This window comes from Sessilibacter sp. MAH3, assembly GCF_054658275.1.
In genome coordinates this window covers 1-21,274 of sequence record NZ_BAAGIE010000039.1, presented here as the reverse complement: position 1 = coordinate 21,274, position 21,274 = coordinate 1, and the positions used below count along the sequence as shown (strand labels likewise).

The following is a 21,274-nucleotide window of genomic DNA, read 5'->3' as shown; positions in this document are numbered from 1 at the left end:
CAAATAAAAATAATAAGATCTAGTCTACAAGCTCTAAGCTTTCTACCATTGGATAAATATCTTGAGATAAGACAATACTTTCTCGCTCATTGACAACAAAATCCTGAGATCGTAAGCGAGTATTCCAACCCAACAAAGGCTCTGTGTCTAAACTAAGCTGGGTTTCAAAATGAGCATTGCTCGGCAAAGCAATTTCAATGGCAAACTCAAATTCATCACCACACACAAATTTCATCATTGATTGTAGCTCACTTAAAACTCTTGAGCCCGGAGCCAGCTGCTCATAATTTGGATTTTTATCACCATCAATAACTACAATAAATTTGCCTTGCGTGTTGTAGCCGTATTGTCCCAACATCGCATTTTGGCCCAATACGTTATTCTGCCCATTAGGCGCATCTGGACCAGGTAAGCGCGTTAATAAATCCTTGGGTAATTCTTCCCATTGACATACAAATTGTTTAACTTCAGCATCAAACCCAAACTGATGTTTAACAATTTTCACAATCGCTTCAGCGCTAATCGTCGGCCTTGCTAAAAAACTGGCACAACCAACAAGAGTTTCGTCAGAAAAAGCTTGTTTGTACATCAAACCTTCGGTGCCGATTCCCATTAACGCCAAAAAACTATGGGTAAACAAATCCCATTGCGCGCGTCGTGAAGAACGGCTAGCCAAAGCTTTTTCGTAATTTAATGGTAAACGATATTTCCGCCATGCCTGATAAAACAACGAAATGGATCGATGCTCGATAAAATTCACAAAATCGACCAAATCCGTATTTTTCTTACGAAGTTCAAGTAAAACTCGCTCAGAAAAATATCGCGGCATTACACCTTGACTACCCAACAAACCCAATACCGAAACGGTCATTTCCCAATACTGTTGATTTTTTGGTGAATGACTGTCTTTAACAATTTTTAAATTTTGAATATCACTGGCATTAAAGGTCAGTTTTGGATTATTTTTAAAAAATACAACTTCATCATCGTACTTAGCTTTAGATCCAGGTGCAGTTTCCGATGCCGTTGTTTCAAGTTTCTGCGTGGCGCTTTTTTCTAATAGGCGTACCGCTTGAAAAAACTCAAACAAATAAGGTTCTTTTTCTAAGCGCGGATTAATCATAGTAATACTCGATCTCCAGCCCGCGGCGGCCATTGTTTATAAATATCATCATGGCCGCTCATTCGCACAACAACACGCGTGAAAGAATTAATAGAGCAGTAAAGTCCACAAAAACGTTCTAAAACACTGGCAAACATTAATGCACTGGTGCCAGATAATAAAATGGGATCAAAAACCAACTCAACCTCGGTACCACGCGACATTACGATCATGCCCTGCACCTGAATCGGAGCGGTAATACCTTTGGTTTTTACATCCAACAATGATTCGATCATTTTTCGCGTGCTAGCAGAGTCTTTAAAATCATAAAGGCGCATAATTTCACGCAGCGGCGGCTCATCAAGACCCGGACCAGAAGCCTTTCCAAACAAGGTGTGTGAAGCTGGCTGATTGGCACCACCTAGTGAAAGATGATTTAAATTAAGATGCGAAATAATTCGCCAATACGAGCGCTCTTTTTGCGGCGATCGCAAGGTCGATGTGGGAGGTACTGTGCAAGAAATTCGACTGACCGGAAGCCCGCCTTCGCTGTCCATTAAATACGGCTGATTATTACCCGTTGGTAACTTTCTAGGTAAATTTCGATTGGTGCATGTCAGCGAAATTTTTAATGTTTGCTCACTATTTTTAATGTTTTGATAATCTAAATCAACCAAAGAAAGCTGCACTTCTGACGCGACTTCATTTAAGTGCTCACCTTCTAATAAATTTTCTCGCTTACTAAACCAGAAAGCATCACCTTGTGAACGAGAATGTCGCACACCGTAAAATGGTAAATAGTGCGTTTTTTTATTTTCAGAGGTTAATCCTACCACGTCATCTATGCTGTAAACCTCAAAACCATTTTTATAACGTGCATCTGGCACGACCTGGTATTCGTATTTGGTTTCGGTTAACGCAATTGGATCGGCTTCGTGCTTAAATAAATTTACAGCCGGCGCACAATGCAGCGAAAACGATTGCGCATCAACTTGATATTCCAGCTCAGAGTTTGATTCACTTAAATAAATATAAACATCTAATTGGTTAGTGTATCGCGCATCAATATGCTTACCAATTTGGTGCAAATCAATAAAGCCAAATTTTTCTGGAAAACAGAAAAACTCGGTTAGCAACCGATATGCCGAAGATACATTATTTGGATATTCAAGAAGACCTTGGTTTTCATCAAAACCAACTTGCTGAATTAATTTTGGATCAAGAAATTGAGGCTTTGGATCATCATCGCCGCTAGCAAGTACTACCTTTACGGCTTTTTGCAAGATTAAATCGTACAGCGGATAAGAAAACTGCGGCAGACCTTTTAGATACATTCTTAACGATTTAATGCCTAAATCGCTGATATTTAATTTCTCTGACAACGGATTAAATCGTAACCTTAATACCGCCGATGCGTTACTCACCGAGTTCGAGCCAGGGGCGATAAAAGGTCTTGCCATTAATTCGGCAGAGGACAGTTTTATTGGGTATAAATCTGTGTCATAACAATTGGTAAATTTGCAGCTATTACCGTTAAATTTTTCACTTTCGAAAATACGACCACGCTTAATAAATGCGGCTTTATCTAAGCTTTCATTAGGTTCAAAATTAACAATACAAAACGACGGAATGGGTCTTAGATAATGTGGGTACAAGGTATCCAACATAGCATCCGTCAATTCAGGAAAATCATCACTCAATTTTTGCTGAATACGCGCGTTTAAAAACGCAACACCCGATAAAAGACGCTCTACTAAAGGATCTTCTACGGTATCTTCATTTAACTGTAAGCGCGACGCAGCAGCCGGATGTTTGCGAGCAAAATCGGCAGCGGCTTGCTGTAAAAAAGCAAGTTCGGATTCATAATGAGAAAGTAAACTGTCAGACATTATCCGACCTCAGCAACGTTAACTAATTGAGTAATTGGATTTAAAGAAGAATCAAAAATGATTATTTCTGGCGCTGGACTAGAATGAATTTCTGCCTCTATTTGAAAGCGAATATTAGGCTCTTCCGGATCTAATTTATCCGCCGTTGTCACCTTAACGGACTTGATTCTTTTTTCGTAGGTCAATATACATTCGGCGATATTCGCACAAAATTCTTTGCGGCTATTCTTCGACATAAGATTAACCGAAGAAATATCGGGCAAACCAAAGTTCAAAAGTGACTTTTGTAATTCTTTGTGTGAAGCCGGCGGAGACAAGCATCGGTAGCGTGTATTCAACAAGTCCTCAAGATCACGCCGGACACTCTCACGCATTTGCGCATTCAGCAAATAGTTTTTTTGAGGGTCATCACTGTCGCCCATCAAGCGATCAAATAATGGTGTTAGCAATTTTTTTTCTGACAAAACTTAGCATCCTTTCATTTTATTATTCAATTATAGCGCTTCTCGCATAGTGCCCAGATTCAGCGTCGTGGTAAGTCTTAATTCCGACACCAAATGATCAACTGTATAATGGGTTTTTAAATGAATAATACTTTGATAGTTTCCAGGGGTTCTCGGATCTTCAAAAACCTGAACGCGCGCCTGTCTTAGCGGGTATCGAGCCAGTGATTCCCAAGGTAAATCTTCGCGACCTGTGGCATATTGGTTTAACCAATCTTGTAAAAAACGCTCACACTCTTTTGCACTTTTGTAAGAACCAATTTTGTCGCGAATAATGATTTTAATGTACTGCGCAAAACGCGAAGCACACAGCATTTGCTGAAGCAAACCACTGATTCTGGCATTAGCTGTCGCCGATTTCTTAGCGTAGACCTTTGGCCGCTGAATAGACGGCACACTGTGAAAGCAATTAAAGTCAGTATGAACACAATGACTTAATGGAATCAAACCTAACTCGCTGAGATCGTGCTCCAGCGTATCGGTAATTAGTATGGGCGTAGTAATTTGCGACGCGTGCGGGTTTGAATCGGTAGATTGGTATTTTTTCGGGAAATCAATCACAAGACCACCCGACAAACTGTCGCGAGGCGCGCCGCGAATGTGAGAAAACCAACCCACATCAATAAATTCGCGAATTAAAATAACACCCAAGGCAAATGCTGCATTGCCCCACAAGTACTTTTTAGCATCGGGACCGGCGACGGTTTCGTTGTAAACCAGTGACGACTTCGGAAATTCTCGGGCCAAGTGAGGCGTTCGCATAAGTACCCGAGGAAGGGTAATTCCGATGAATCGAGAGTCGTCCATATCTCTTAGAGACTGCCAACGAATATACTCTTTATTGGCAAAAATCTCCTGAAAAGGGATGTGTATGCCTAGATCTTCGAATTCATCGATACCAAAAAACTCAGGTCGAACACCACAAATAAAGGGACAAAACGCCGCCGCTGCAACTTGCGAAATACCTTTTAGTGTATCGATATCATCGTAAGGGTGGCCTGGTATGGGTTTGTGGCAGATTTCGTAATCACCAATAAGAACGCCTATCGGCTCACCACCAGCAATACCAAACTCGCGGTTATACACCAACTCAAATAAAGAAGACTGATCGAACTCAGGCGCCCGCTCGATATCTTTAGAAACGTCACGCCAACTGGCATTTAAAACCTTAATCTTGACCTTTTTACTGCTGGTCGCGGCGTGGGTAAGCCGCTCCAAGCCACACCAAGCCGCTTCTAAGCGCTGAAATTTAGGATGATGAAGAATGTGATCAATAAGATTGCTGATTTTACGATCAAGTTCGGCAATACTCTTAACAAGTTCGAGTTTTACTTGCTCTAACGAGTTAGCTCCGGTCAAATCGACGACATCTGCGTAATCTAGCAGGCCATCAAAGCCACGGTTAGCACATACAGTCGCCGTAATACCAGACTGGGTTTGATTGTATGACTGTATAGCATCATCAAGATAGCTCACTGTCGCTTTCCTTAATTCACAGCGCTAAAAACAATACGCAAACTTAACGCGAACCTTAAACAAAAACCAGTCCTTGGAATAACTGTTTCTAACGGTTCCAACTTTTTTATGAAATTTCGACATAAAACTACAGCCCAGTTTATGAATAAGAGCACAAATAAAATTCCGCGCAAAACATATGGCAGTTAATATTTTCAATTCCTATTGTGCGTCGCGTGAAAAATTATCTCAATTATTGCGTAAAATAGGTTAAGCAAACTAATGCTTAAGCATTAAGTTAAGAAAAGATATTCATAATTCTTCCAATCTCATTTAAGAATAGAATTTTCTGGATTTAAATGACTTTAAAGAAACCCAAAAAATAATCGTTAAAATTCTAAACTTGGTCAAAAAATGAATATAAAAGGGGGGATTTTTCGCGACTAGGAATAAGGATTATGATAAATTCGCGAACATTAATTTGGTCGAAACCCTGCGACTGTCTGATTTTTCGGCATATATTGGCAAAGACGCGCCAACAACAAATGCCTTGCATAAGTTAAATGTCATGGATACGAACACGATTGGTATAAAAATTAATGGAAAAACCGATGTCGGAAGAGTGCGCCAAGCCAATGAAGACGACATTCGCTGGTATCAATCCAATCAAACCCCCTTTGCTTACCTAGTCATTTGCGACGGTATGGGTGGTTATCGCGGCGGAGCCATGGCCAGTAGACTCGCCGTCGCTGCCATCGGTAATCGTCTAGAGCAACTTGAAAATCCCATATTTCTTTCCTGCACTCCCATTCAACAAGAAGCCATGCTGCAATCAACCATTGTGGAGTGTTTAAAAGACGCAAATCGCGCGATTCTTTTAGAAAAGCAGCGCTCCCCAGAGCTCGAAGGAATGGGTACCACCGTGATACTCGCGGTGATATGGCGCAACCAATGCTTTGTCGCCCATCTGGGTGATTCAAGAGCATATCTGTGGGATGACCAACACTTTATACAACTCACCAAAGATCACTCGCTCGTTCAAGAAATGATCGACTCAGGTCAAATTTCTGAAGAAGACGCCAGACAAAGCAACATTCGTAATCAAATCACCCGTGCTCTGGGTGTTAGTGATCAGATAAAGCCTACGCTCAACAGTTATTATTTGAATCAAAACTCACTGATAGTTTTGTGCTCAGACGGACTCACCGAATACTTTGACAACAACCAACTCGACGAGGTGCTTTCAACGCACCGCCCCGCTCTCGATTGTTGTTATCGACTTATTGCCGATGCCAATAATAAAGGCGGTAAAGATAATATTAGTGTCGGCATAATGGAATTTACCTTACAAGCCAACTTTAACTACGGTTATCAAGAAGAAGATAAAACAGAAGAATTCGGTCAAGAAAAAGACGCCAGACCTCAAGACGATATTACCCAAAAAATTAATTAATCTTCGCAAGCACCGAATTTTTGAAGGTTACTCATTAAAAGTTCGGTACTTCATTAAGAAATCAGATCAATAAAAATCAGCTACAGAAACTATCAAGAAACTCCCGATTAACTTCCCTAGAATTTAATCAGAGTTTCATTAACAACAATCTACAATAGCTACATCAACAAAAAAATAAAGGAAACTCTGATTAACTAGAGGAAACTCTGATTAACCTAGAGTTTCTCGCGACACAAGGATATGTCGCCAATTTCAAGAACGGTAAGTGATTGAAATTGTGAAGAAATTGGAAATCGTATTTTCAATTTCTGTCCTCTGATTAAATCATGGATCAGTTAATCAGAGGTTCCTAAATAAAAATTCAGAAATATTAATGGGCTTTCGGCTCTATTGAGACTTTAACAGAGGTAGATAATTGCCCTCGGCCCAAACTTCATTCCCAGAAAAAAGCTGTAAAATTTCTAAAGTGCTCGACAATGCCAGCTCCTTAAACGAAGTTTCCCACACATGTTTATCGTCGCGCACCTTAATCACATTATTAATATCTTCCGACCAATCAATAGCCAAAAATACGCACTTATGATCACCCTGCGCGCCGTACAAATAGTCACTGGCGGTTAAGCTTACGATACGCCTTTTGCCTTTCATATCCAGCTCCGTTTCGATAACCATATACACCAACAAAGATTGTAACCAAAAAGGAATTTCAAACTGATAAGAATGAACAAAATAAGGTATTTTTATAGGAAACGCAGTTGATGATTTCTCCTCAACCTCGGTATTTATTACTGTCGAAGTACTATCTTCAGAGCCAGTACTTGAACTTATGGGATTCAAATTAAGCGACGATTTCTGCGCATCAAAACCCTGAACATGGTTGATTAAATCGATTGTAAAACTGCGAAACTGATGAATCACACCAAGTTTACTTTGGTAGTGCTCAAGTAATACATCATCTGAGTTCTCATAAGATGTATTTTGATCAGCGCCGTAACTACCCATCAGCGACCATAAATGATTCCCATAAATAAGCCGAGCCACAACCAGTGATGGACAATTTAAATCTAAAGCGTTAATTGTTCGATAGCCTCGATAGCTATTCAAGTTTTTATCCAGAGCCCACCTTAAATAATCAATATCATCTAGTTGATTTACATTATTATTGAAATCGTATCCAGGATACAAAGGCGTAGGAATTACACCCAAATCCATCAATTCAGGATCAATGGCTTTACCAAACTGAGATTGAGAAAAATCAATATAGGCATCCCACGCATAAGCAAGGCCATTCAACGGATTAAAACGAATATAATCACGTGGATTATCATGATATGGATTTATTAATAAATTATCGGTAACACCGCTATCATCAACAGAATATTTAGATACGTTCTTATACAAATATTTCCTATTTAAATGCGCGCAACGATTACACAATAAAATTAAATTCTCATAATCGTATACTTGATCGGCATATTGTCCATTAGCAAAAAACTCGGTGTCAGGGCATAAGGCTACAGGCTTAACATGAGCGACAACAGCGTCCTGTTCGTCGTCAAAATATTTCTCGCAATAAGCACAACAATTTTTATTCATCGAAAAAAAACCGGTGCGCACCGCTTCGCTTGCGTACAGCGACTTATCGAATGCTAAATCGTTAAAACCAACTACAATTTTATCGTGCAAACCGATTCGCTGCGTTATAAACACCAAATTATCGACTAATACTTGAACGTTTCCTTCTTTCGTTAATAGAGATCGATCAGAAGGTGATAAAGTTCTGTATAGAGTATTTACTTTGACTCTATCAAGCAGTTTCTTAAGTTGCTTGGTCGCAATTTTTACCTTATAACGCTCATCGGCATTAGGAACAGGAGCAGAAAAAGAAATGGGCATCATCTGAATCACCCTATAAATCCGCGATTAGTTATTATTAATCATTAAAAATCCGTTTAAAGTACCGTTTAATTTACTGATGAAAACCAACTTCAAAGCACCGCCCTTTAAACCAACACACAAATAGCAAAAGAAAACATGCCGATAAAAATATGCGCTATATTCAGTACCAGAAAAACACTCTCAGAACCTGCAAGTACAACATCAAGTAATAACCGATTAAAGCACAATCGAATAAGCAAGAATTGACTAAGTAACTATTCATTAATTAATCATCTATTAATTAACTATCCATTAATTAAGTGGCTACCGATTAATTAACTATCCATTAATTAAGTGACTACCGATTAATTAACTTCGATTAAATACTTTATGATTTAATAAGAAAGTACATACATCATTGAAATTTCTTGTTCACTTTATTCGTCTTAATGATGTATTTTCACAACCCGTTCACACTATGTATTGCTAGCATTTGGATCTACGGATTCAGCAGAAGGACTCTCCGTGTTAGAATTTACCTCGGTTTGAGGTTGTGTCTGATTCAAAATGCCCTGTAAAACCTGTTGTTTTTTTGAAATTTCTTGATGTTGTTCTTGTAACTGAGAATCTATTACTGAATTCATATTATAAACAGAATTACTAACATTATTTTCAGCATCTTGTATATGTTCATTAATATTCATCATTAAGTGAGCATTTGCAACAAGGTTGCCATCGGGGGCTAAATTGGCTAAATCGACCTGGTTAAGATGCTCATTGGCTTTTACAAGACTTTCGGTGATTTGCTGTTGACTGCTAGCAATAGACTGAAAAGCTGATTGCATGGTTTCATTCGGTGTTGTGTTGGCACCAGTAGGTGTGGCGGAAAAATTATCCAACTTAGCAGCATTTAAAGTATTCTTTGCATCATTCATTAGCTGAGCCGACTTCATTAAGTTTTCGGCCATAACCTTTTCTGAGTTTTGAATGCCTTGCTCAATTTGCTTTAAAATTTGATCATATTGATTTGGAATACTTAAGCTCGACATTTCCTGCATTAATTGCTCTTTAGAGAAAGAAACTGGCTGGTCTGCACCGGTGGGCTCAGAATTTAATTGTGATGCGACAGACTTATCAACAGGTTCTTTATTCGAAAGATCAGGTGAATCTATTTTCTTTGAGTCTTCATCTGCCATAACAATCACCTTAAAATTATAATTTAAGAATTAATCTATAAAAATCAGTAATCCACACTGCAAAAAACAAAATATTGCGAATAACACGTATGCTTTAATTAAAGCTAAAACTGGATAAGCAGTAAATTTTATAATGCTGACATCTGCTGCCAAGACTTAACGAACAAACTTTGATTAAAATATCGTACAACCAACTCCTTATTATCAAAATGATAATAATAATCCCATGCATCAACAAATTGTGCTTTGAGCGCTTTAACGGCATCGGTATTCGTCAACAACGTTCTTATTTGTCCCATTTGATCTTTTATGTACAGATCGGCATCATCATCGAGTAACTTATGAACGCCTATTTTATTCAACATTACCAATGCTGCATCATAAATTGTATCAAACCCAATCCATTGTTGATCACGAAACCAAGTCACCAGTATTTGCTGCAACTGTGTTTGGTCAGGAGCAGAAACCACCGCTGGAGATGCAAGCATAGAAAACAGAGAGTTGATGAGGTTTTTATCTAGAGACTTCTTCAGGCTCAACAAGGTCTCAGAATTATTATTTTCAGTATCCGTATTATTAGGAGTTTTTAAATATATTTCGTTTAGAAAGTGAATGGAAAGCAAGTTGTAGCAAAACTGCTGCGTACTTCTACTATTTTTTTGTAGCCAACTCATAATTTTTTCATCAGACAAGCAAGAGAAATTGGTTGTGAAATCAACCCAAAAAATTAATGTCTCTTTATTCTCTACCGACAAATAACTCAAAAACTCAAGATTATTAAAATTATAACTCTCCAACCAATGAGAAAGTTCATCCAGTTGTGTGAGCGTGATAAGATTGTAATCCAATTCAAAGCTGTTTGATTTTAGCTCAGGCTTACCCGCACCATCTTGCTCTGAATCGGAAGAAACGCTTTTAGTTGCAGTGGCTTCACGCTCAAGAGCAATTAAAGCTGCCTCATCAATGTCGTAAAACTTATCAACAGATAATATTACATCGTATTTTTTTTGGTAAAAAAATGGCGTAGACAACAAATTATAAAACAGCAATGAAAACATCTGACTTTCTGATTCAAATGAATAATATTCAGAACCGGAGATGTTATTGGTCAACCAGTACTTAATCGACCCATCGTATTCCGTAAGTTTTTGACCATGTAAACTCAAAGAAGGCAACGAATTAATTGAGTTACCGGCAATCAAAATAGTCATTATTATCACTCTAAAGAAAGAACATTAATCCCCTACACTAAAATCCTTTAATATCGCACTCGCTCCTTGACCAATCGCAGTAAAATTAGCTGCACTGTTAGAAATCATCGTATTAGCTTGTTCTATAATTGGCGAAAAGGTTTTCACATCTCCAGTTGCTAGCATTTGTGACATCGCAACACCCATTGCAACGGCGCCCATATTACTGATATTACGCAAGTTATCTGCCGCATCTTGAACCGCTATTGCCGTGGATTGAGATATTGACTGGTACGCTTTACCGGCCCCACTTTGTTTTATTACCGAAGATGTCATAGTTGCCTGTTGCATTGCCTCAACAGAACTCAAAATTTGTGGATTTAAATTACCCATAAGACTAACTCCATCATAAATTAATAAAATTACCCTGAACAACTTCATAAGAAGTTCGAGCCAAAACAAACGCCAATCAACAAAATAAATACAAAAAATTCAGAAAAAAAACCTATAAACAGTTATACATTCGACAAACAAGCAATCGTGAATAACTCAATTAAACGTAAAATTACTTACAAAATATCTAAAATTGAAAAAAGACCGCGTTGCAAATGTATTTGCTTAGCTGACATCCAAACGACTAAACAAAGACCGCACCCAATCACTTGTTACTTTTTTTCGGTAGGCGCCTCTACATTGGCTTCTGGAACCGTAGCATTCGCATTATCGTCGGTAGTATTTGTTGTTTTTTGTTCTGAGTTTTGAGATGCAGTATTATTCGAATTATTCATACTCAAAATATTTTGCAACTCAGCAATCAAGCTATTTACCTTGTGTAAATCATCTGGATTAATACTTTCTGCGTCTTTAACCAGGGTTTCTACCTTATTAACCAAATTACCCGTTGCTGATTTGGTTGGCTCATTATCTAAAGGTAAAAAAGGCGGAATAACTCGATCCTCTGAAGAATCAGGTGCTTTAGGTTTAAAGGGCTCGCTAGGAATTTGTAACATTTTTGCGCAAACCGATGTAATTGCTGCACCCGATGAAATTTGCGCATTATGCTGATTAGAAACAGCATTATGCATCGCCATGCCCATACTTTCAGCACCAGCTACATCTAACAATGCCAATGATTGTGGAGCAGAACTAGAAATTAAGAGTGTATTTAATTGACTAATTGCATCGGTAACTTGATCATTAACAGAGCTAGAATTGTCCATTATTTATCTCAGTATTTGTTGATGGTTTTGGTTAACAGTATTATCCTGAATGAGCGGCAAAAGCAGCGCCTGCGGATATCATTAAAGCACAACACTGTGTTACCGCGGCATTTTGAACAATCTGCGAATCACGTTCGGCACTGACCGCATTTTCCATTAAAATAGAAATTGATTCCGACATTGCCAAGTATGTTAAACCCAAAGATGCTGGCGCAGATAACGATACGTTAATTAAATTATTTATTAGCATATAATCACGCCCTTTTAAAATGCGCCAAATCAATTAGATCTGGCGCGAATGCACTAAGCGCCCAATATTGCGCTAGTTGCCTTACCCGTAGACGCAGTGTCAATGGAATACAACGTAGCAACGCCCATAGTGGTTGCCGCTTGTGCTGTAACATTAGTTTGCTGTTGTGCCGTAGTTGCATTATGAGCTGCGTTAGCAAGCGCTTGTGCCGTTGCCTGAAACAAATTTCCCATTGCTATTGCGGGAGCGTCGCCCAGAACCTTAACATTAGCCTGTGTTACCGAATCGGTAATTTGACTGTTAACCGAAGTTGGAAAAGCCATAACCTATTCCTTTATTTAAAAGATATGAAATTAATTGGAGTATTTAAACACCAAATTAATTATTGAAAGATTTCGCGAGTAGCAACACCGCTAGATGCTGTATCGACGGAATACAACGTTGAAATACCTTGCGTCATCGCAGCTTGCGCAGTAATGGTCGCGTTCTGTTGATTTGTTGTTGCGTTATGAGCGGCGTTAGATAACGCTTGACTTGTGGCCATCATCAAATTACCAGATGCCATCGCCGGCGCATCCCCGAGAACCTTAGTATTTACCTGCGAAACTGAGTCTGTAATTTGGCTGTTAACAGAAGTTGGATATGCCATGATTTAAATCTCCAAATGATATTAATTATGAAAGAATAGCTTGTGTTGCTTTCGCAGTTGAAGCTGTATCTAACGAATACAACAGCGCTACTCCCATGGTAGTTACCGCTTGTGCAGTAATATTCGTTTGTTGCTGAGCGATCGTTGCATTATGAGCAGCATTAGCTAACGCTTGAGCGGTAGCTTGATATAAATTACCCATTGCAACAGCCGGAGCATCACCTAGAACAACGAGATTTTCTTGCGTAACTGCATCGGTAATTTGGCTATTAACAGATGTAGGAAAAGCCATAATTAATTACCTATATAGAGCTAGCCCAACCCTTTTACTTTGGACGAAAGAATTTCTTGAGTAGCCTTACCAGCTGACGCCGTGTCCAGTGAATATAAAGTTGCCACACCCATGGTAGTAGCAGCCTGCGCCGCAACCGCGGTTTGTTGCTGTGCGGTTGTCGCATTGTGCGCCGCGTTACCTAGAGCTTGAGCAGTGGCTTGAAATAGGTTTCCCATAGATAACGCCGGAGCATCACCAAGAACTTTTACGTTTGCCTGTGTGACTGAATCTGTAATTTGATCGTTTACTGAAGTCGGAAAAGCCATCTATTTTTCTCCCGTTGATTGATAGATTACCTAGCCTTGTATCATTTGATAAGCAAGATGAACTATAAAACATTATGCGAAAATTCTAGTGGGCTAACTTATGGATAAATGGTTTTTTTCTAGGAAATTATTGGTGATATCTTAATAGAACTGATTACCTTTTTCTGTCGAAAGCGTTTCTCGAAATAAACTTCTATAAGACCCCGGGCTAATTCCAACCAGTTTTTTAAAAGTTTTTTCGAAATGACTAAGATCCGTATAGCCACAGTCTTGAGCGACAACAGTTATTTGACAACTAGGATTTTCCTCAATTAGATTTTTCGCCATATAAATTCGATACTCATTAAGCAATTGCTTAAAAGAAGAACCTAAATCTTTTTTTAAAATTGCTGAAAGATGAGACGAGCTCACCAAACAGTTTTGTGACAAATCCATCATATTAAAAGAAAGGTTGTAGTTTTTAGAAATATATTCGCAAGCCCTTAACAAGGCTGGATGAAATTGTTTAGGCTTCTGTAAGACTAAATTAACGACTGGGATTTCTTCGGAGATATCCAAAGCAGACTCCTCTAAAGCATGCTTATGATTAAGACTACGAATAAAATCGGTAATTTGTGGAAAATGCTCCGATAAAAAGACCAAATCAATACTGCCAGATGTACGTAAGTAATCACATTTTACAAGAAATGCTTCAAATTGAGAGAAGTTTCCATCCCACGAGTAGTCCGATAACACCGACCAAGCTTCATTGGCAATTGCAAAATCAGAATTTATACGGTTATTTTCTTTGTACGCTTTAATAACATAAGGAACATCCAGCCACCGCTCATTCAAACTCGGCATATTTACTTGATAGCAGTAGAACATAAGATGATTAATTAGAGATTTCACCTCCTCATCCAAACATGAAAACAGTGAATTTATACTCAGAATAATGTTTACGTTTTCATGCCGAGCCGACTCTGCCCGAAACATTTCTCTTACAACATCGATTAAGTAGTTCAATGACTCTTTAGTTAAATCTGATAATTTTTTTAAATATAGACTCCCACCCACTGCTAAAATAATAGACCTAGTAAGAGTTTCTCGAAATATACCAAGATCAACCTTAGAGCAATCCAGAATGATAAAAGGTGAGTAAACACCTACTTTAAAACAGTGAACACTATAAGCAGCCAATACCTTACCACTACCAGAAGCTCCAACAATGGCTGTTGGAGAATGTAATAGCGAGGCCTGCTCACATTGTACCAGTACCTCATTTATCGACAGACTTTGTCCGTACCAAGAAAAATTTAGGGCATTTTTCATTCCAGCTGTAATAGACAATTTTGCAAATTTATCAGTTGCAATTCGAAAAAAAATGGGCAAACTCAAATCATGATAAGCATCATTTTTGATAAGCATTACCTCTACTTCACCAAAAATGTTACCAGCCAACTCAAGAGAACCTGTGTGAATTTGTAACTGTTTTGCATCTACTTGACACAATAATTTACTTGGCACTGACGAGAAAATGATTTTACCCTCCCGCTTCTGACAAGTAACACCTATATTTTTCAAGTTAGCATTCTCAATGGTTAGGGCCTCGTTTAAGTCTGTCTCGGTTAAACATAATTCCTTACCCTGAAGAAGCTTAAGATTTAAAAATGCTATTTTTATACCTTTAAAATAGTTATTAAACTCAAAAAATAGGTCATGCACACAACTAAAAAACACATCGACTTTATTTACAAAACGCTCTACTTCATACAACTGAGAACTTTCAGCTGACTTATTTATTATTTTCATAATAGAAACCCTAAATAAAGAATGACCAAACATTACCACCAAAATAAGACGATAAAAATTACAGCTCATTTCAACATGTAATTAGTTAAATAAAATGAATAATTCGAATAATAGCGAAAAGCCAAAATCTCAAAACGAGACGAAAATTTTAACAATGGTGATTTTTGTTGGCATAATATCGATCTTAAGACCCAACTTGCACACATTGTATTTCAACGACAACACAACCAGATCAAACTTAATTAACTATAAAAATAAATCCGCACCCATACAAAAAGAACCTGCTTTAAATAACGGGATTGATGTTTCTCATTTTCAAGGAGAAATTAATTGGACCGAAGTTATAGAACAAAAAATAGATTTTGTATTTTTAAAATCTACCCAGGGAAATAATTTTATAGACCCTACTTATCAGCAGCACAAATCTGAACTTGAACAATTGAACATACCGTTTGGCAGTTATCATTTTTTCGAACCCGACATTGACCCTATTCACCAAGCCAACTTCTATTTAGAAAAAACCGGTACAAACCATAAGCTTCCACCAGTGGTAGATATCGAAATCACTGGTGATGTTAGTTCAACAGAAATTCAAACACGACTAAAAGCTTGGCTGGAAAAAATAGAAAAAGAAACTCAATGCAAACCGATAATTTATACAAATCGATATTTTTGGAATGAATATCTTAACGCGGATTTTACTGAATATTATTTATGGATATCTGACTATGCAAAGGAGATCACCCTGCCACAGAATGTGGACGACTGGCTACTCTGGCAAAACTCACAAAGCTTTAAACTTCAGGGTATTCAAAACTCTGTGGATCACGACACTTTTAATGAAAAGAGCATGTTAAAAAATAATATTTTTTGCTCACATTAGAGAATAACAAACCATGAAATCACTCAATAAGCTCACCATCAACTTCATCAAAAATTTCACCAACATAAAAAAATTTATCACGATTAAAATGTGCATAATAATCGCTTTAACATCTTTCATTGCTGCATTTAATTTTCTTGACTCCGAAGCCATTTCTGAATCTCTAGTAAATGACACATTATTTAGAGAAAACAACGCCTATTTGTTTACTTCAGAAGAGCGAATTACCAAAACAATATTCTTTCTCTCTGGAATCGAGGGCCTATACAAAGCTTTAGAAAGTGCCGAATTCGGTATAAACTTTTTAGTTGATACACAAATTACTATCGGTAAAGAAATAACTGCACTCGCAGATCAAACATCGCAGGCTAGAAATCACGCAGAGTATCTATTAATTGCGGTTTCGGTCTTACAACTTATCTTGGCAATAACGCATGATTCAACAACATTTATTCTCAACATCTTATTAATAATATTCTTGTCTTTTTTTATATTATCCTATTGGAAGAAATCTTTTCTTTTTACGTTTTCTAAAAAATTAACCTATTGGCTTTCCATATTATTCATTAACATACATCTAATAATACCCTATTCAATACACATTGCTGCATTTTTTTCTCATACCATTACAACCACTTACACTGATAAGCAGTTAAACAACTTAAATAACCTGCATAAGCAAATTACGGCCATCACTCAAAATAATTTTCAAGAGAAAACATCAGAAGATTCTATTGATAATAAAAAGTCGAAAACCAGTTTAGAAGAGAAGCATACGAATTTTAGAGAGAAACAAGCCAAATCACTGCTTAAAAAATTTGAAATTATACATGTAAACTTTGATAAATATTTGAGGCATTTTTATTCAAACTGGTACAAGCATTTACTCTACGAACTGCTCTCAGTGTTCGTAATACCGTTTACATTAATTATTACGATGATTTTGTATTTTCGATCAATATATTCAAAGCTGTTTTTAAATGAGGCAACAAATACTTTGCAGCACACCACATCTTGAGGATGGATCAATTAGAAATCATCCAACATGGGCATTATTTGCTCTGATTTTCGGCAAACATCGACGATATACCGCCGTAGCTGTATTGAATCTTCTGATATCTCGAAAACTTTCACCAATACCATTGACAGCTGAGCACCGAATGATAGAATGCGCGCCTGTTCGAGATACGACTCTTGAATTCCTCTTTTGGGGCCTTAGCTCAGCTGGGAGAGCGCAACACTGGCAGTGTTGAGGTCAGCGGTTCGATCCCGCTAGGCTCCACCAATTAAATCAATGACTTACGTTCATAACTTCTGATTTACAAGCCTGTTTACTCTAAATGTGCTTCTTTGATGGCAATTTAAGCGACAAAACCTCATCCGATGTGCGGTTGTATAGTTCCGATATACTGACGAAGGTCTTAATAGTCCAGATTCAACGCTCACTACACAACAAATCTTTGAGCAAGCGATAGGCTCACTCAAAACTTCTGTCTAAACCCTTCTGCAATTTCTTCTAATTTGTCCATTATATTTTTGTCTGGGTCTGTATCTTCAATAACTTCGGGTTGATTGTGGTTCCAGTGATTAATAATTGCGACAAGAAGATAATGTTTTGCGTTAAAAAAGCCGGGGCAATATACGAGCATAACTTTACGGGTTCGGCTGAACTGCATCATTTTTAAAGAAAAATCACTTCCATGAAAATGAATGTGTTGAAGCTCAACATATTGTCGATTATGTGTGTGATTGCAAGGTGCATCGCGTACAAAAAATTGAGGGCAGCGTTTTACCTTCTTTATAGTTTCTAAAGCTTTCAACCAAAAACGCTAATTTGTCTTTATCCATAGCGTTGCGTAATTTAGAGTGGACAAATATTTTTACCACAACTCAGAATCCTTTCCGTTTTTAAGTGATTGAATCAGCTTCTTAAAAGTTTTTTCTAAATGCGTATGATCAATATTGCGTTGTTTAGTTATCTTATTTTTTTACGGATTCGTATTCATAAATATCTGAAAGAGACTTGTCTTTGGTGTTAATAACTAACTTCTTTTTTAGGTCCATTCCTCAAAGTCATCCTTGTCATTTGCAGTTATATTTTTTAAAGACTTAGCAATTCTGTCAGAGAGCGCGTTCATATCCATAGCGTCGCCCGGCATGTTTACCACTTCAGATTTCATCACTAAAGTGCTTCTCTGAGCGTATTCACACAGATCGACCATGTCTTCAAACAAATCAACCGGAACCATATAAAAAGCCGTTTTTTCTTTCTCATTAACGGCTACTACCTCATTGGCAGTGTCGTTCACCTCCCCGAAAAATTCACTTGGCCAGCTTTTCAATTGATCAACAGTGATAACCTTCTGAGCGTAATCGTAATCACGTTTTTTCATCATTATTCAATCCAATGTCTGGGTTAGCAGTGAGTGTCTAATTGTTTATGATGATTTTATATAAATAATGTTTAACGCTATTTTTTTCCTCGTTCAAAAAATATCTTAGACCAGTTTTTAAGATTGCCTTTCTCTAGTCATCGCCGAAGCTAACAAACCCGTAGGAACTGCAACTAGTCCAAGTCCAATCATTAATACAAAAAAAGTGAATACTCTACCGCCCAATGTGATTGGATACATATCGCCATAACCCACAGTTGTGAGCGTGGTTACAGCCCACCACAGGCTATGAAATACCGACTGGAAGGCTTCCGGTTGTGCTTCATGCTCAAAGTAATAAATGCCTACCGCAGACAGGTACAGCATTATTGCCGCAACAATCCCAAATAAAATCAGTTCTTCTTTGATGGACTTTAACGCAACTGAAAAGTGATTCACGGCTTGGTTGTAACGCAGTAGTTTTAGTATACGAATTAGTCGAAACAGTCTAAAAATTCGAACAGCTCTTAAATCTAAACCTGTGGGAAGGTAAAACGGCACGATGGCAAGTAGATCAATCAAACCATAAAAACTAAAAACAAATCGTAGTTTTCGCTCAGCAGTTATCAGTCTTAAAAGATATTCTATTGTGAAGATAATAACTGTCATCAGTTCGATTCGCTGTAAAATCGACTTCGTAGACGCAGAAAGATCCGGCAAAGTATCAACAGAAAACGTGATTAACGAAATAATAATTAATGCTTGAATAAGTAAAGCAAAAACTCTCCCTAATCCATATTCTGGAAACTCTAAAATACGCTTAACTGAACACAACATATTTAAACTCAACTAAGACCTGCTTCTTTTAACCAGTGTGCTTCAGTAACAATAACAAGAGGTACACCCGAATCTCGATATTCCACGGCCTTTTCAATTTTTCGCCCAAAGGTTTCATGCACCCATGAGTCTGTTACATAGGTTCCAAGGATTAAGTAATTTAACTGTTTAGTAACACTGTTTGCATTAACCCCACCCAGGCGCTCAATTTCTTCTTGGCAAATTTTTCTCGTTCCAAAAGCACAAGTACCCGTAAATAGAAAATTATTATTTCTAAAAATAATTTTTGGTTCTGGAATGTTTAAAGGTAAATTAGTGGTTTTTGCAACCTCACCAACAACTGCATTCTCTCCAGAAAAAGATTTTAATATTTTAAATAATTCATCGCTCTCCTCTTTATCAACTACTCCATCCTCAAGAATCTGATTCACCTTATCAAGAAGATTTATAATTATTGGATTTTCGTTTTGAGATTGACTTTGTGTTAGCCATGTTTGCAGAAATTCGACTTCTTGTTGATTTAACTTTCCGTCTGCAACCAGCCCTTTGCTAATACCAATAAGTGTATCAACTTGTCGGTCTTGTACATTTTTTCTATTAAATTTTAAAAACAAATCAAAATCCACAATATAAACTCCTAAAAACGCCAAAGTATTCATGAAGAATAATTAAATTTCTGTTACAGCGCCTCCTCATTAAGCCTGCTTTAATTGCGGGGTTTGGCGTCAAACACCACTATTTAATTAGAATAAATTGGAATAGGAGTAACCACTTTGCGGCTTAAGCCTTAATTGGCGTTTTATTCGTTTTTTGGCCAGATACAATGCACTCGCTGATCTCACTTAGGGATTGAAAACCTTAGCATCAGACAGGCTCAAGATGACCATCAAACTTGATGTTATTTACTTTTTTTATGCGCAAGTATCATTCTGATTGTAGTTTAGTACGTCGTTATTTAGAGAGCTGATGCAAAACTTGCGGTATAATCAAGCAAACATAGAAAGAGCGTCCAAAGAATGTGAATACACCGATAAAATCATTAGGTATTTAAAAGGCTAATTTGACGATGTTTTTTTTGATTACCGATACGATGCTTACGAAAAAACACCACGACCTAGGACCCGGCCAGGGCATAGTAGATTACCAAAAGGTGGATATTAAGCTCCTTTATTTTGTTAAAATTTCCTAATTTTCTGAAATTGTGTGAACAATATGACAAACGCTAAAGATGACGATTTTAACAACGATGAGATTGATTTGGCAGAGCTTCAGTTTGAGATGCTAGCGCAAGAGTTCGAAACGGAAGATGGACGAAAAAGAATTGGAGATGACGCTTACCAAGAAGCTCTGGCAGAAAATGCAAGAGGTTCAATAAGGCCTAAAAAAGATTAATAAATTTCTTTTTAGTTTCGCAAAAATTCTTCAATATCAAACCTTCGCTTTCGTGACAGTTAAAAGCTTCGTCGATAGGCTCGCGAAGCTTGTCTAACTTCTACAAACTTCCTTCTTAATTTCTTAATTCGCAATTTATCATAGACAATCCGTATAGCTAAAAGCCCACTGCATCAATGGAATAGATTCAGATTAAAAAAACACTCTTTAATTTATTGCTATTGTCATCAAAACCGATTAGCACTGATTACACCTTACGCTCGAACTCAATATCAAACATGTAAAATTACGAGCTAAAACCTGGGCACACAATGGCAACAATCACAGCACCAAAATAGATAAATGAATACAGGAAATTCTGATTAACCTAGAGTTTCCATTGAAAAAAGAATGTGTAGCCAACCTCAAGAAGTGTAAGCAATTAATATTGGCAAGAAACTTGAAATCGCATTTTCAATTTCTCCACTCGATTCAATCATGAATGAGTTAATCAGAGATTCCCATAGAAAGTATTCTTGTTCGAGCGGAGCAAACTTAAGGAACCTCTGATTAACCTCCGAGATCTGCCATAATATCTCGTCTGTAAATAAAACGGTTTGATCATGAAACAACAA

At 37.5% G+C, this 21,274-nt stretch carries 24 protein-coding genes and 1 tRNA gene; 5 read left to right on the top strand and 20 right to left on the bottom strand.

Translation table 11 applies throughout. The annotated features are described in order from the left end of the window. Window positions 1–19: 19 nt before the first annotated feature. From tssG to tssC, 4 genes are read right to left on the bottom strand one after another with little or no spacing between them, the layout of a single operon-like run. Window positions 20–1,123 (bottom strand): type VI secretion system baseplate subunit TssG, encoded by a 1,104-nt coding sequence (tssG, locus tag ACYQ2C_RS17205; protein WP_460104382.1) that lies wholly within the window; start codon window positions 1,121–1,123, stop codon window positions 20–22. Beyond that, window positions 1,120–2,991: a type VI secretion system baseplate subunit TssF gene (tssF, locus tag ACYQ2C_RS17200; RefSeq protein WP_460104380.1), complete on the bottom strand. Its 1,872-nt coding sequence runs from the start codon at window positions 2,989–2,991 to the stop codon at window positions 1,120–1,122. Before tssF ends, tssG begins: the two co-directional genes overlap by 4 nt. Continuing rightward, window positions 2,991–3,455: a type VI secretion system baseplate subunit TssE gene (gene tssE / locus ACYQ2C_RS17195; RefSeq protein WP_460052074.1), complete on the bottom strand. Its 465-nt coding sequence runs from the start codon at window positions 3,453–3,455 to the stop codon at window positions 2,991–2,993. Before tssE ends, tssF begins: the two co-directional genes overlap by 1 nt. A gap of 30 nt (window positions 3,456–3,485) precedes the next feature. Then, the gene (gene tssC / locus ACYQ2C_RS17190; protein WP_460052076.1) at window positions 3,486–4,970 is read right to left on the bottom strand and encodes a type VI secretion system contractile sheath large subunit; all 1,485 of its coding nucleotides are present in this window, start codon (window positions 4,968–4,970) and stop codon (window positions 3,486–3,488) included. Between the two features lie 547 nt (window positions 4,971–5,517). Between tssC and ACYQ2C_RS17185 the strand changes: the two genes are divergently transcribed. Then, on the top strand, window positions 5,518–6,402 hold the full coding sequence (locus ACYQ2C_RS17185) for a Stp1/IreP family PP2C-type Ser/Thr phosphatase (protein ID WP_460052078.1): 885 nt from the start codon (window positions 5,518–5,520) through the stop codon (window positions 6,400–6,402). A gap of 387 nt (window positions 6,403–6,789) precedes the next feature. Here ACYQ2C_RS17185 and ACYQ2C_RS17180 read toward each other — a convergent pair whose 3' ends face one another. The 11 genes from ACYQ2C_RS17180 to ACYQ2C_RS17130 form a co-directional block, all read right to left on the bottom strand. Continuing rightward, on the bottom strand, window positions 6,790–8,301 hold the full coding sequence (locus ACYQ2C_RS17180) for an HNH endonuclease (RefSeq protein ID WP_460104379.1): 1,512 nt from the start codon (window positions 8,299–8,301) through the stop codon (window positions 6,790–6,792). Window positions 8,302–8,756: 455 nt separating this feature from the next. Further along, the gene (locus tag ACYQ2C_RS17175; protein WP_460104378.1) at window positions 8,757–9,476 is read right to left on the bottom strand and encodes a hypothetical protein; all 720 of its coding nucleotides are present in this window, start codon (window positions 9,474–9,476) and stop codon (window positions 8,757–8,759) included. Between the two features lie 128 nt (window positions 9,477–9,604). Beyond that, window positions 9,605–10,687: a hypothetical protein gene (locus ACYQ2C_RS17170; RefSeq protein ID WP_460104376.1), complete on the bottom strand. Its 1,083-nt coding sequence runs from the start codon at window positions 10,685–10,687 to the stop codon at window positions 9,605–9,607. A gap of 24 nt (window positions 10,688–10,711) precedes the next feature. Beyond that, window positions 10,712–11,059, bottom strand: a complete 348-nt coding sequence (locus ACYQ2C_RS17165) for a hypothetical protein (protein WP_460104375.1) — start codon at window positions 11,057–11,059, stop codon at window positions 10,712–10,714. A 272-nt stretch (window positions 11,060–11,331) separates the two neighbouring features. Further along, window positions 11,332–11,886: a RebB family R body protein gene (locus ACYQ2C_RS17160; protein WP_460104374.1), complete on the bottom strand. Its 555-nt coding sequence runs from the start codon at window positions 11,884–11,886 to the stop codon at window positions 11,332–11,334. A 40-nt stretch (window positions 11,887–11,926) separates the two neighbouring features. Then, window positions 11,927–12,136: a RebB family R body protein gene (locus ACYQ2C_RS17155; RefSeq protein WP_460104372.1), complete on the bottom strand. Its 210-nt coding sequence runs from the start codon at window positions 12,134–12,136 to the stop codon at window positions 11,927–11,929. A gap of 53 nt (window positions 12,137–12,189) precedes the next feature. Next, window positions 12,190–12,459 (bottom strand): RebB family R body protein, encoded by a 270-nt coding sequence (locus ACYQ2C_RS17150; protein WP_460052088.1) that lies wholly within the window; start codon window positions 12,457–12,459, stop codon window positions 12,190–12,192. Window positions 12,460–12,518: 59 nt separating this feature from the next. Then, a complete protein-coding gene (locus tag ACYQ2C_RS17145; protein ID WP_460052089.1) occupies window positions 12,519–12,785 on the bottom strand; it encodes a RebB family R body protein in 267 nt (88 codons plus the stop codon). A gap of 25 nt (window positions 12,786–12,810) precedes the next feature. Next, window positions 12,811–13,077, bottom strand: coding sequence for a RebB family R body protein (locus tag ACYQ2C_RS17140; protein WP_460052091.1), 267 nt, complete (start codon window positions 13,075–13,077; stop codon window positions 12,811–12,813). Window positions 13,078–13,097: 20 nt separating this feature from the next. Next, complete coding sequence (locus ACYQ2C_RS17135) at window positions 13,098–13,385, bottom strand: RebB family R body protein (RefSeq protein ID WP_460052092.1); 288 nt, start codon at window positions 13,383–13,385, stop codon at window positions 13,098–13,100. Window positions 13,386–13,526: 141 nt separating this feature from the next. Next, window positions 13,527–15,176, bottom strand: a complete 1,650-nt coding sequence (locus ACYQ2C_RS17130) for a helix-turn-helix domain-containing protein (RefSeq protein WP_460104370.1) — start codon at window positions 15,174–15,176, stop codon at window positions 13,527–13,529. 94 nt (window positions 15,177–15,270) lie between these two features. Between ACYQ2C_RS17130 and ACYQ2C_RS17125 the strand changes: the two genes are divergently transcribed. The 3 genes from ACYQ2C_RS17125 (at window position 15,271) to ACYQ2C_RS17115 (ending at window position 17,344) form a co-directional block, all read left to right on the top strand. Further along, window positions 15,271–16,059 (top strand): glycoside hydrolase family 25 protein, encoded by a 789-nt coding sequence (locus ACYQ2C_RS17125; protein WP_460104368.1) that lies wholly within the window; start codon window positions 15,271–15,273, stop codon window positions 16,057–16,059. A gap of 13 nt (window positions 16,060–16,072) precedes the next feature. Continuing rightward, a complete protein-coding gene (locus ACYQ2C_RS17120; protein WP_460104367.1) occupies window positions 16,073–17,077 on the top strand; it encodes a hypothetical protein in 1,005 nt (334 codons plus the stop codon). Between the two features lie 191 nt (window positions 17,078–17,268). After that, window positions 17,269–17,344, top strand: a tRNA-Ala gene (locus ACYQ2C_RS17115). Window positions 17,345–17,540: 196 nt separating this feature from the next. On the opposite strand, the gene ACYQ2C_RS17110 is transcribed toward ACYQ2C_RS17115, so the two are convergent. From ACYQ2C_RS17110 to ACYQ2C_RS17095, 4 genes are all read right to left on the bottom strand, one after another. Further along, a complete protein-coding gene (locus ACYQ2C_RS17110; protein WP_460052165.1) occupies window positions 17,541–17,879 on the bottom strand; it encodes a type II toxin-antitoxin system YafO family toxin in 339 nt (112 codons plus the stop codon). A 234-nt stretch (window positions 17,880–18,113) separates the two neighbouring features. After that, on the bottom strand, window positions 18,114–18,455 hold the full coding sequence (locus ACYQ2C_RS17105; protein WP_460104364.1) for a type II toxin-antitoxin system Phd/YefM family antitoxin: 342 nt from the start codon (window positions 18,453–18,455) through the stop codon (window positions 18,114–18,116). 114 nt (window positions 18,456–18,569) lie between these two features. Beyond that, complete coding sequence (locus ACYQ2C_RS17100; RefSeq protein ID WP_460104363.1) at window positions 18,570–19,268, bottom strand: ion transporter; 699 nt, start codon at window positions 19,266–19,268, stop codon at window positions 18,570–18,572. An 8-nt stretch (window positions 19,269–19,276) separates the two neighbouring features. Next, on the bottom strand, window positions 19,277–19,894 hold the full coding sequence (locus ACYQ2C_RS17095) for a BRCT domain-containing protein (RefSeq protein WP_460104362.1): 618 nt from the start codon (window positions 19,892–19,894) through the stop codon (window positions 19,277–19,279). 586 nt (window positions 19,895–20,480) lie between these two features. On the opposite strand from ACYQ2C_RS17095, the gene ACYQ2C_RS17090 reads away from it, so the two are divergent. Continuing rightward, entirely contained in the window at window positions 20,481–20,660 is a 180-nt protein-coding gene (locus ACYQ2C_RS17090; RefSeq protein ID WP_460104361.1) for a hypothetical protein, read from the top strand. 404 nt (window positions 20,661–21,064) lie between these two features. Here ACYQ2C_RS17090 and ACYQ2C_RS17085 read toward each other — a convergent pair. Continuing rightward, a partial coding sequence (locus ACYQ2C_RS17085; RefSeq protein WP_460104360.1) for a hypothetical protein occupies window positions 21,065–21,274 on the bottom strand: 210 nt, incomplete at its 5' end.

What these genes read in the sequence shown, in the direction of transcription:
- ACYQ2C_RS17130 (WP_460104370.1), bottom strand. Translation starts at nt 15,176, where the DNA reads ATGAAAATAATAAATAAGTCAGCTGAAAGTTCTCAGTTGTATGAAGTA.
- tssG (WP_460104382.1), bottom strand. Translation starts at nt 1,123, where the DNA reads ATGATTAATCCGCGCTTAGAAAAAGAACCTTATTTGTTTGAGTTTTTT.
- ACYQ2C_RS17150 (WP_460052088.1), bottom strand. Translation starts at nt 12,459, where the DNA reads ATGGCTTTTCCAACTTCGGTTAACAGTCAAATTACCGATTCGGTAACA.
- ACYQ2C_RS17160 (WP_460104374.1), bottom strand. Translation starts at nt 11,886, where the DNA reads ATGGACAATTCTAGCTCTGTTAATGATCAAGTTACCGATGCAATTAGT.
- ACYQ2C_RS17105 (WP_460104364.1), bottom strand. Translation starts at nt 18,455, where the DNA reads ATGATGAAAAAACGTGATTACGATTACGCTCAGAAGGTTATCACTGTT.
- tssF (WP_460104380.1), bottom strand. Translation starts at nt 2,991, where the DNA reads ATGTCTGACAGTTTACTTTCTCATTATGAATCCGAACTTGCTTTTTTA.
- ACYQ2C_RS17090 (WP_460104361.1), top strand. Translation starts at nt 20,481, where the DNA reads ATGACAAACGCTAAAGATGACGATTTTAACAACGATGAGATTGATTTG.
- ACYQ2C_RS17185 (WP_460052078.1), top strand. Translation starts at nt 5,518, where the DNA reads ATGGATACGAACACGATTGGTATAAAAATTAATGGAAAAACCGATGTC.
- ACYQ2C_RS17140 (WP_460052091.1), bottom strand. Translation starts at nt 13,077, where the DNA reads ATGGCTTTTCCTACATCTGTTAATAGCCAAATTACCGATGCAGTTACG.
- ACYQ2C_RS17180 (WP_460104379.1), bottom strand. Translation starts at nt 8,301, where the DNA reads ATGATGCCCATTTCTTTTTCTGCTCCTGTTCCTAATGCCGATGAGCGT.
- ACYQ2C_RS17175 (WP_460104378.1), bottom strand. Translation starts at nt 9,476, where the DNA reads ATGGCAGATGAAGACTCAAAGAAAATAGATTCACCTGATCTTTCGAAT.
- ACYQ2C_RS17155 (WP_460104372.1), bottom strand. Translation starts at nt 12,136, where the DNA reads ATGCTAATAAATAATTTAATTAACGTATCGTTATCTGCGCCAGCATCT.
- ACYQ2C_RS17120 (WP_460104367.1), top strand. Translation starts at nt 16,073, where the DNA reads ATGAAATCACTCAATAAGCTCACCATCAACTTCATCAAAAATTTCACC.
- ACYQ2C_RS17170 (WP_460104376.1), bottom strand. Translation starts at nt 10,687, where the DNA reads ATGACTATTTTGATTGCCGGTAACTCAATTAATTCGTTGCCTTCTTTG.
- ACYQ2C_RS17145 (WP_460052089.1), bottom strand. Translation starts at nt 12,785, where the DNA reads ATGGCATATCCAACTTCTGTTAACAGCCAAATTACAGACTCAGTTTCG.
- ACYQ2C_RS17165 (WP_460104375.1), bottom strand. Translation starts at nt 11,059, where the DNA reads ATGGGTAATTTAAATCCACAAATTTTGAGTTCTGTTGAGGCAATGCAA.
- ACYQ2C_RS17100 (WP_460104363.1), bottom strand. Translation starts at nt 19,268, where the DNA reads ATGTTGTGTTCAGTTAAGCGTATTTTAGAGTTTCCAGAATATGGATTA.
- ACYQ2C_RS17125 (WP_460104368.1), top strand. Translation starts at nt 15,271, where the DNA reads ATGAATAATTCGAATAATAGCGAAAAGCCAAAATCTCAAAACGAGACG.
- ACYQ2C_RS17135 (WP_460052092.1), bottom strand. Translation starts at nt 13,385, where the DNA reads ATGGCTTTTCCGACTTCAGTAAACGATCAAATTACAGATTCAGTCACA.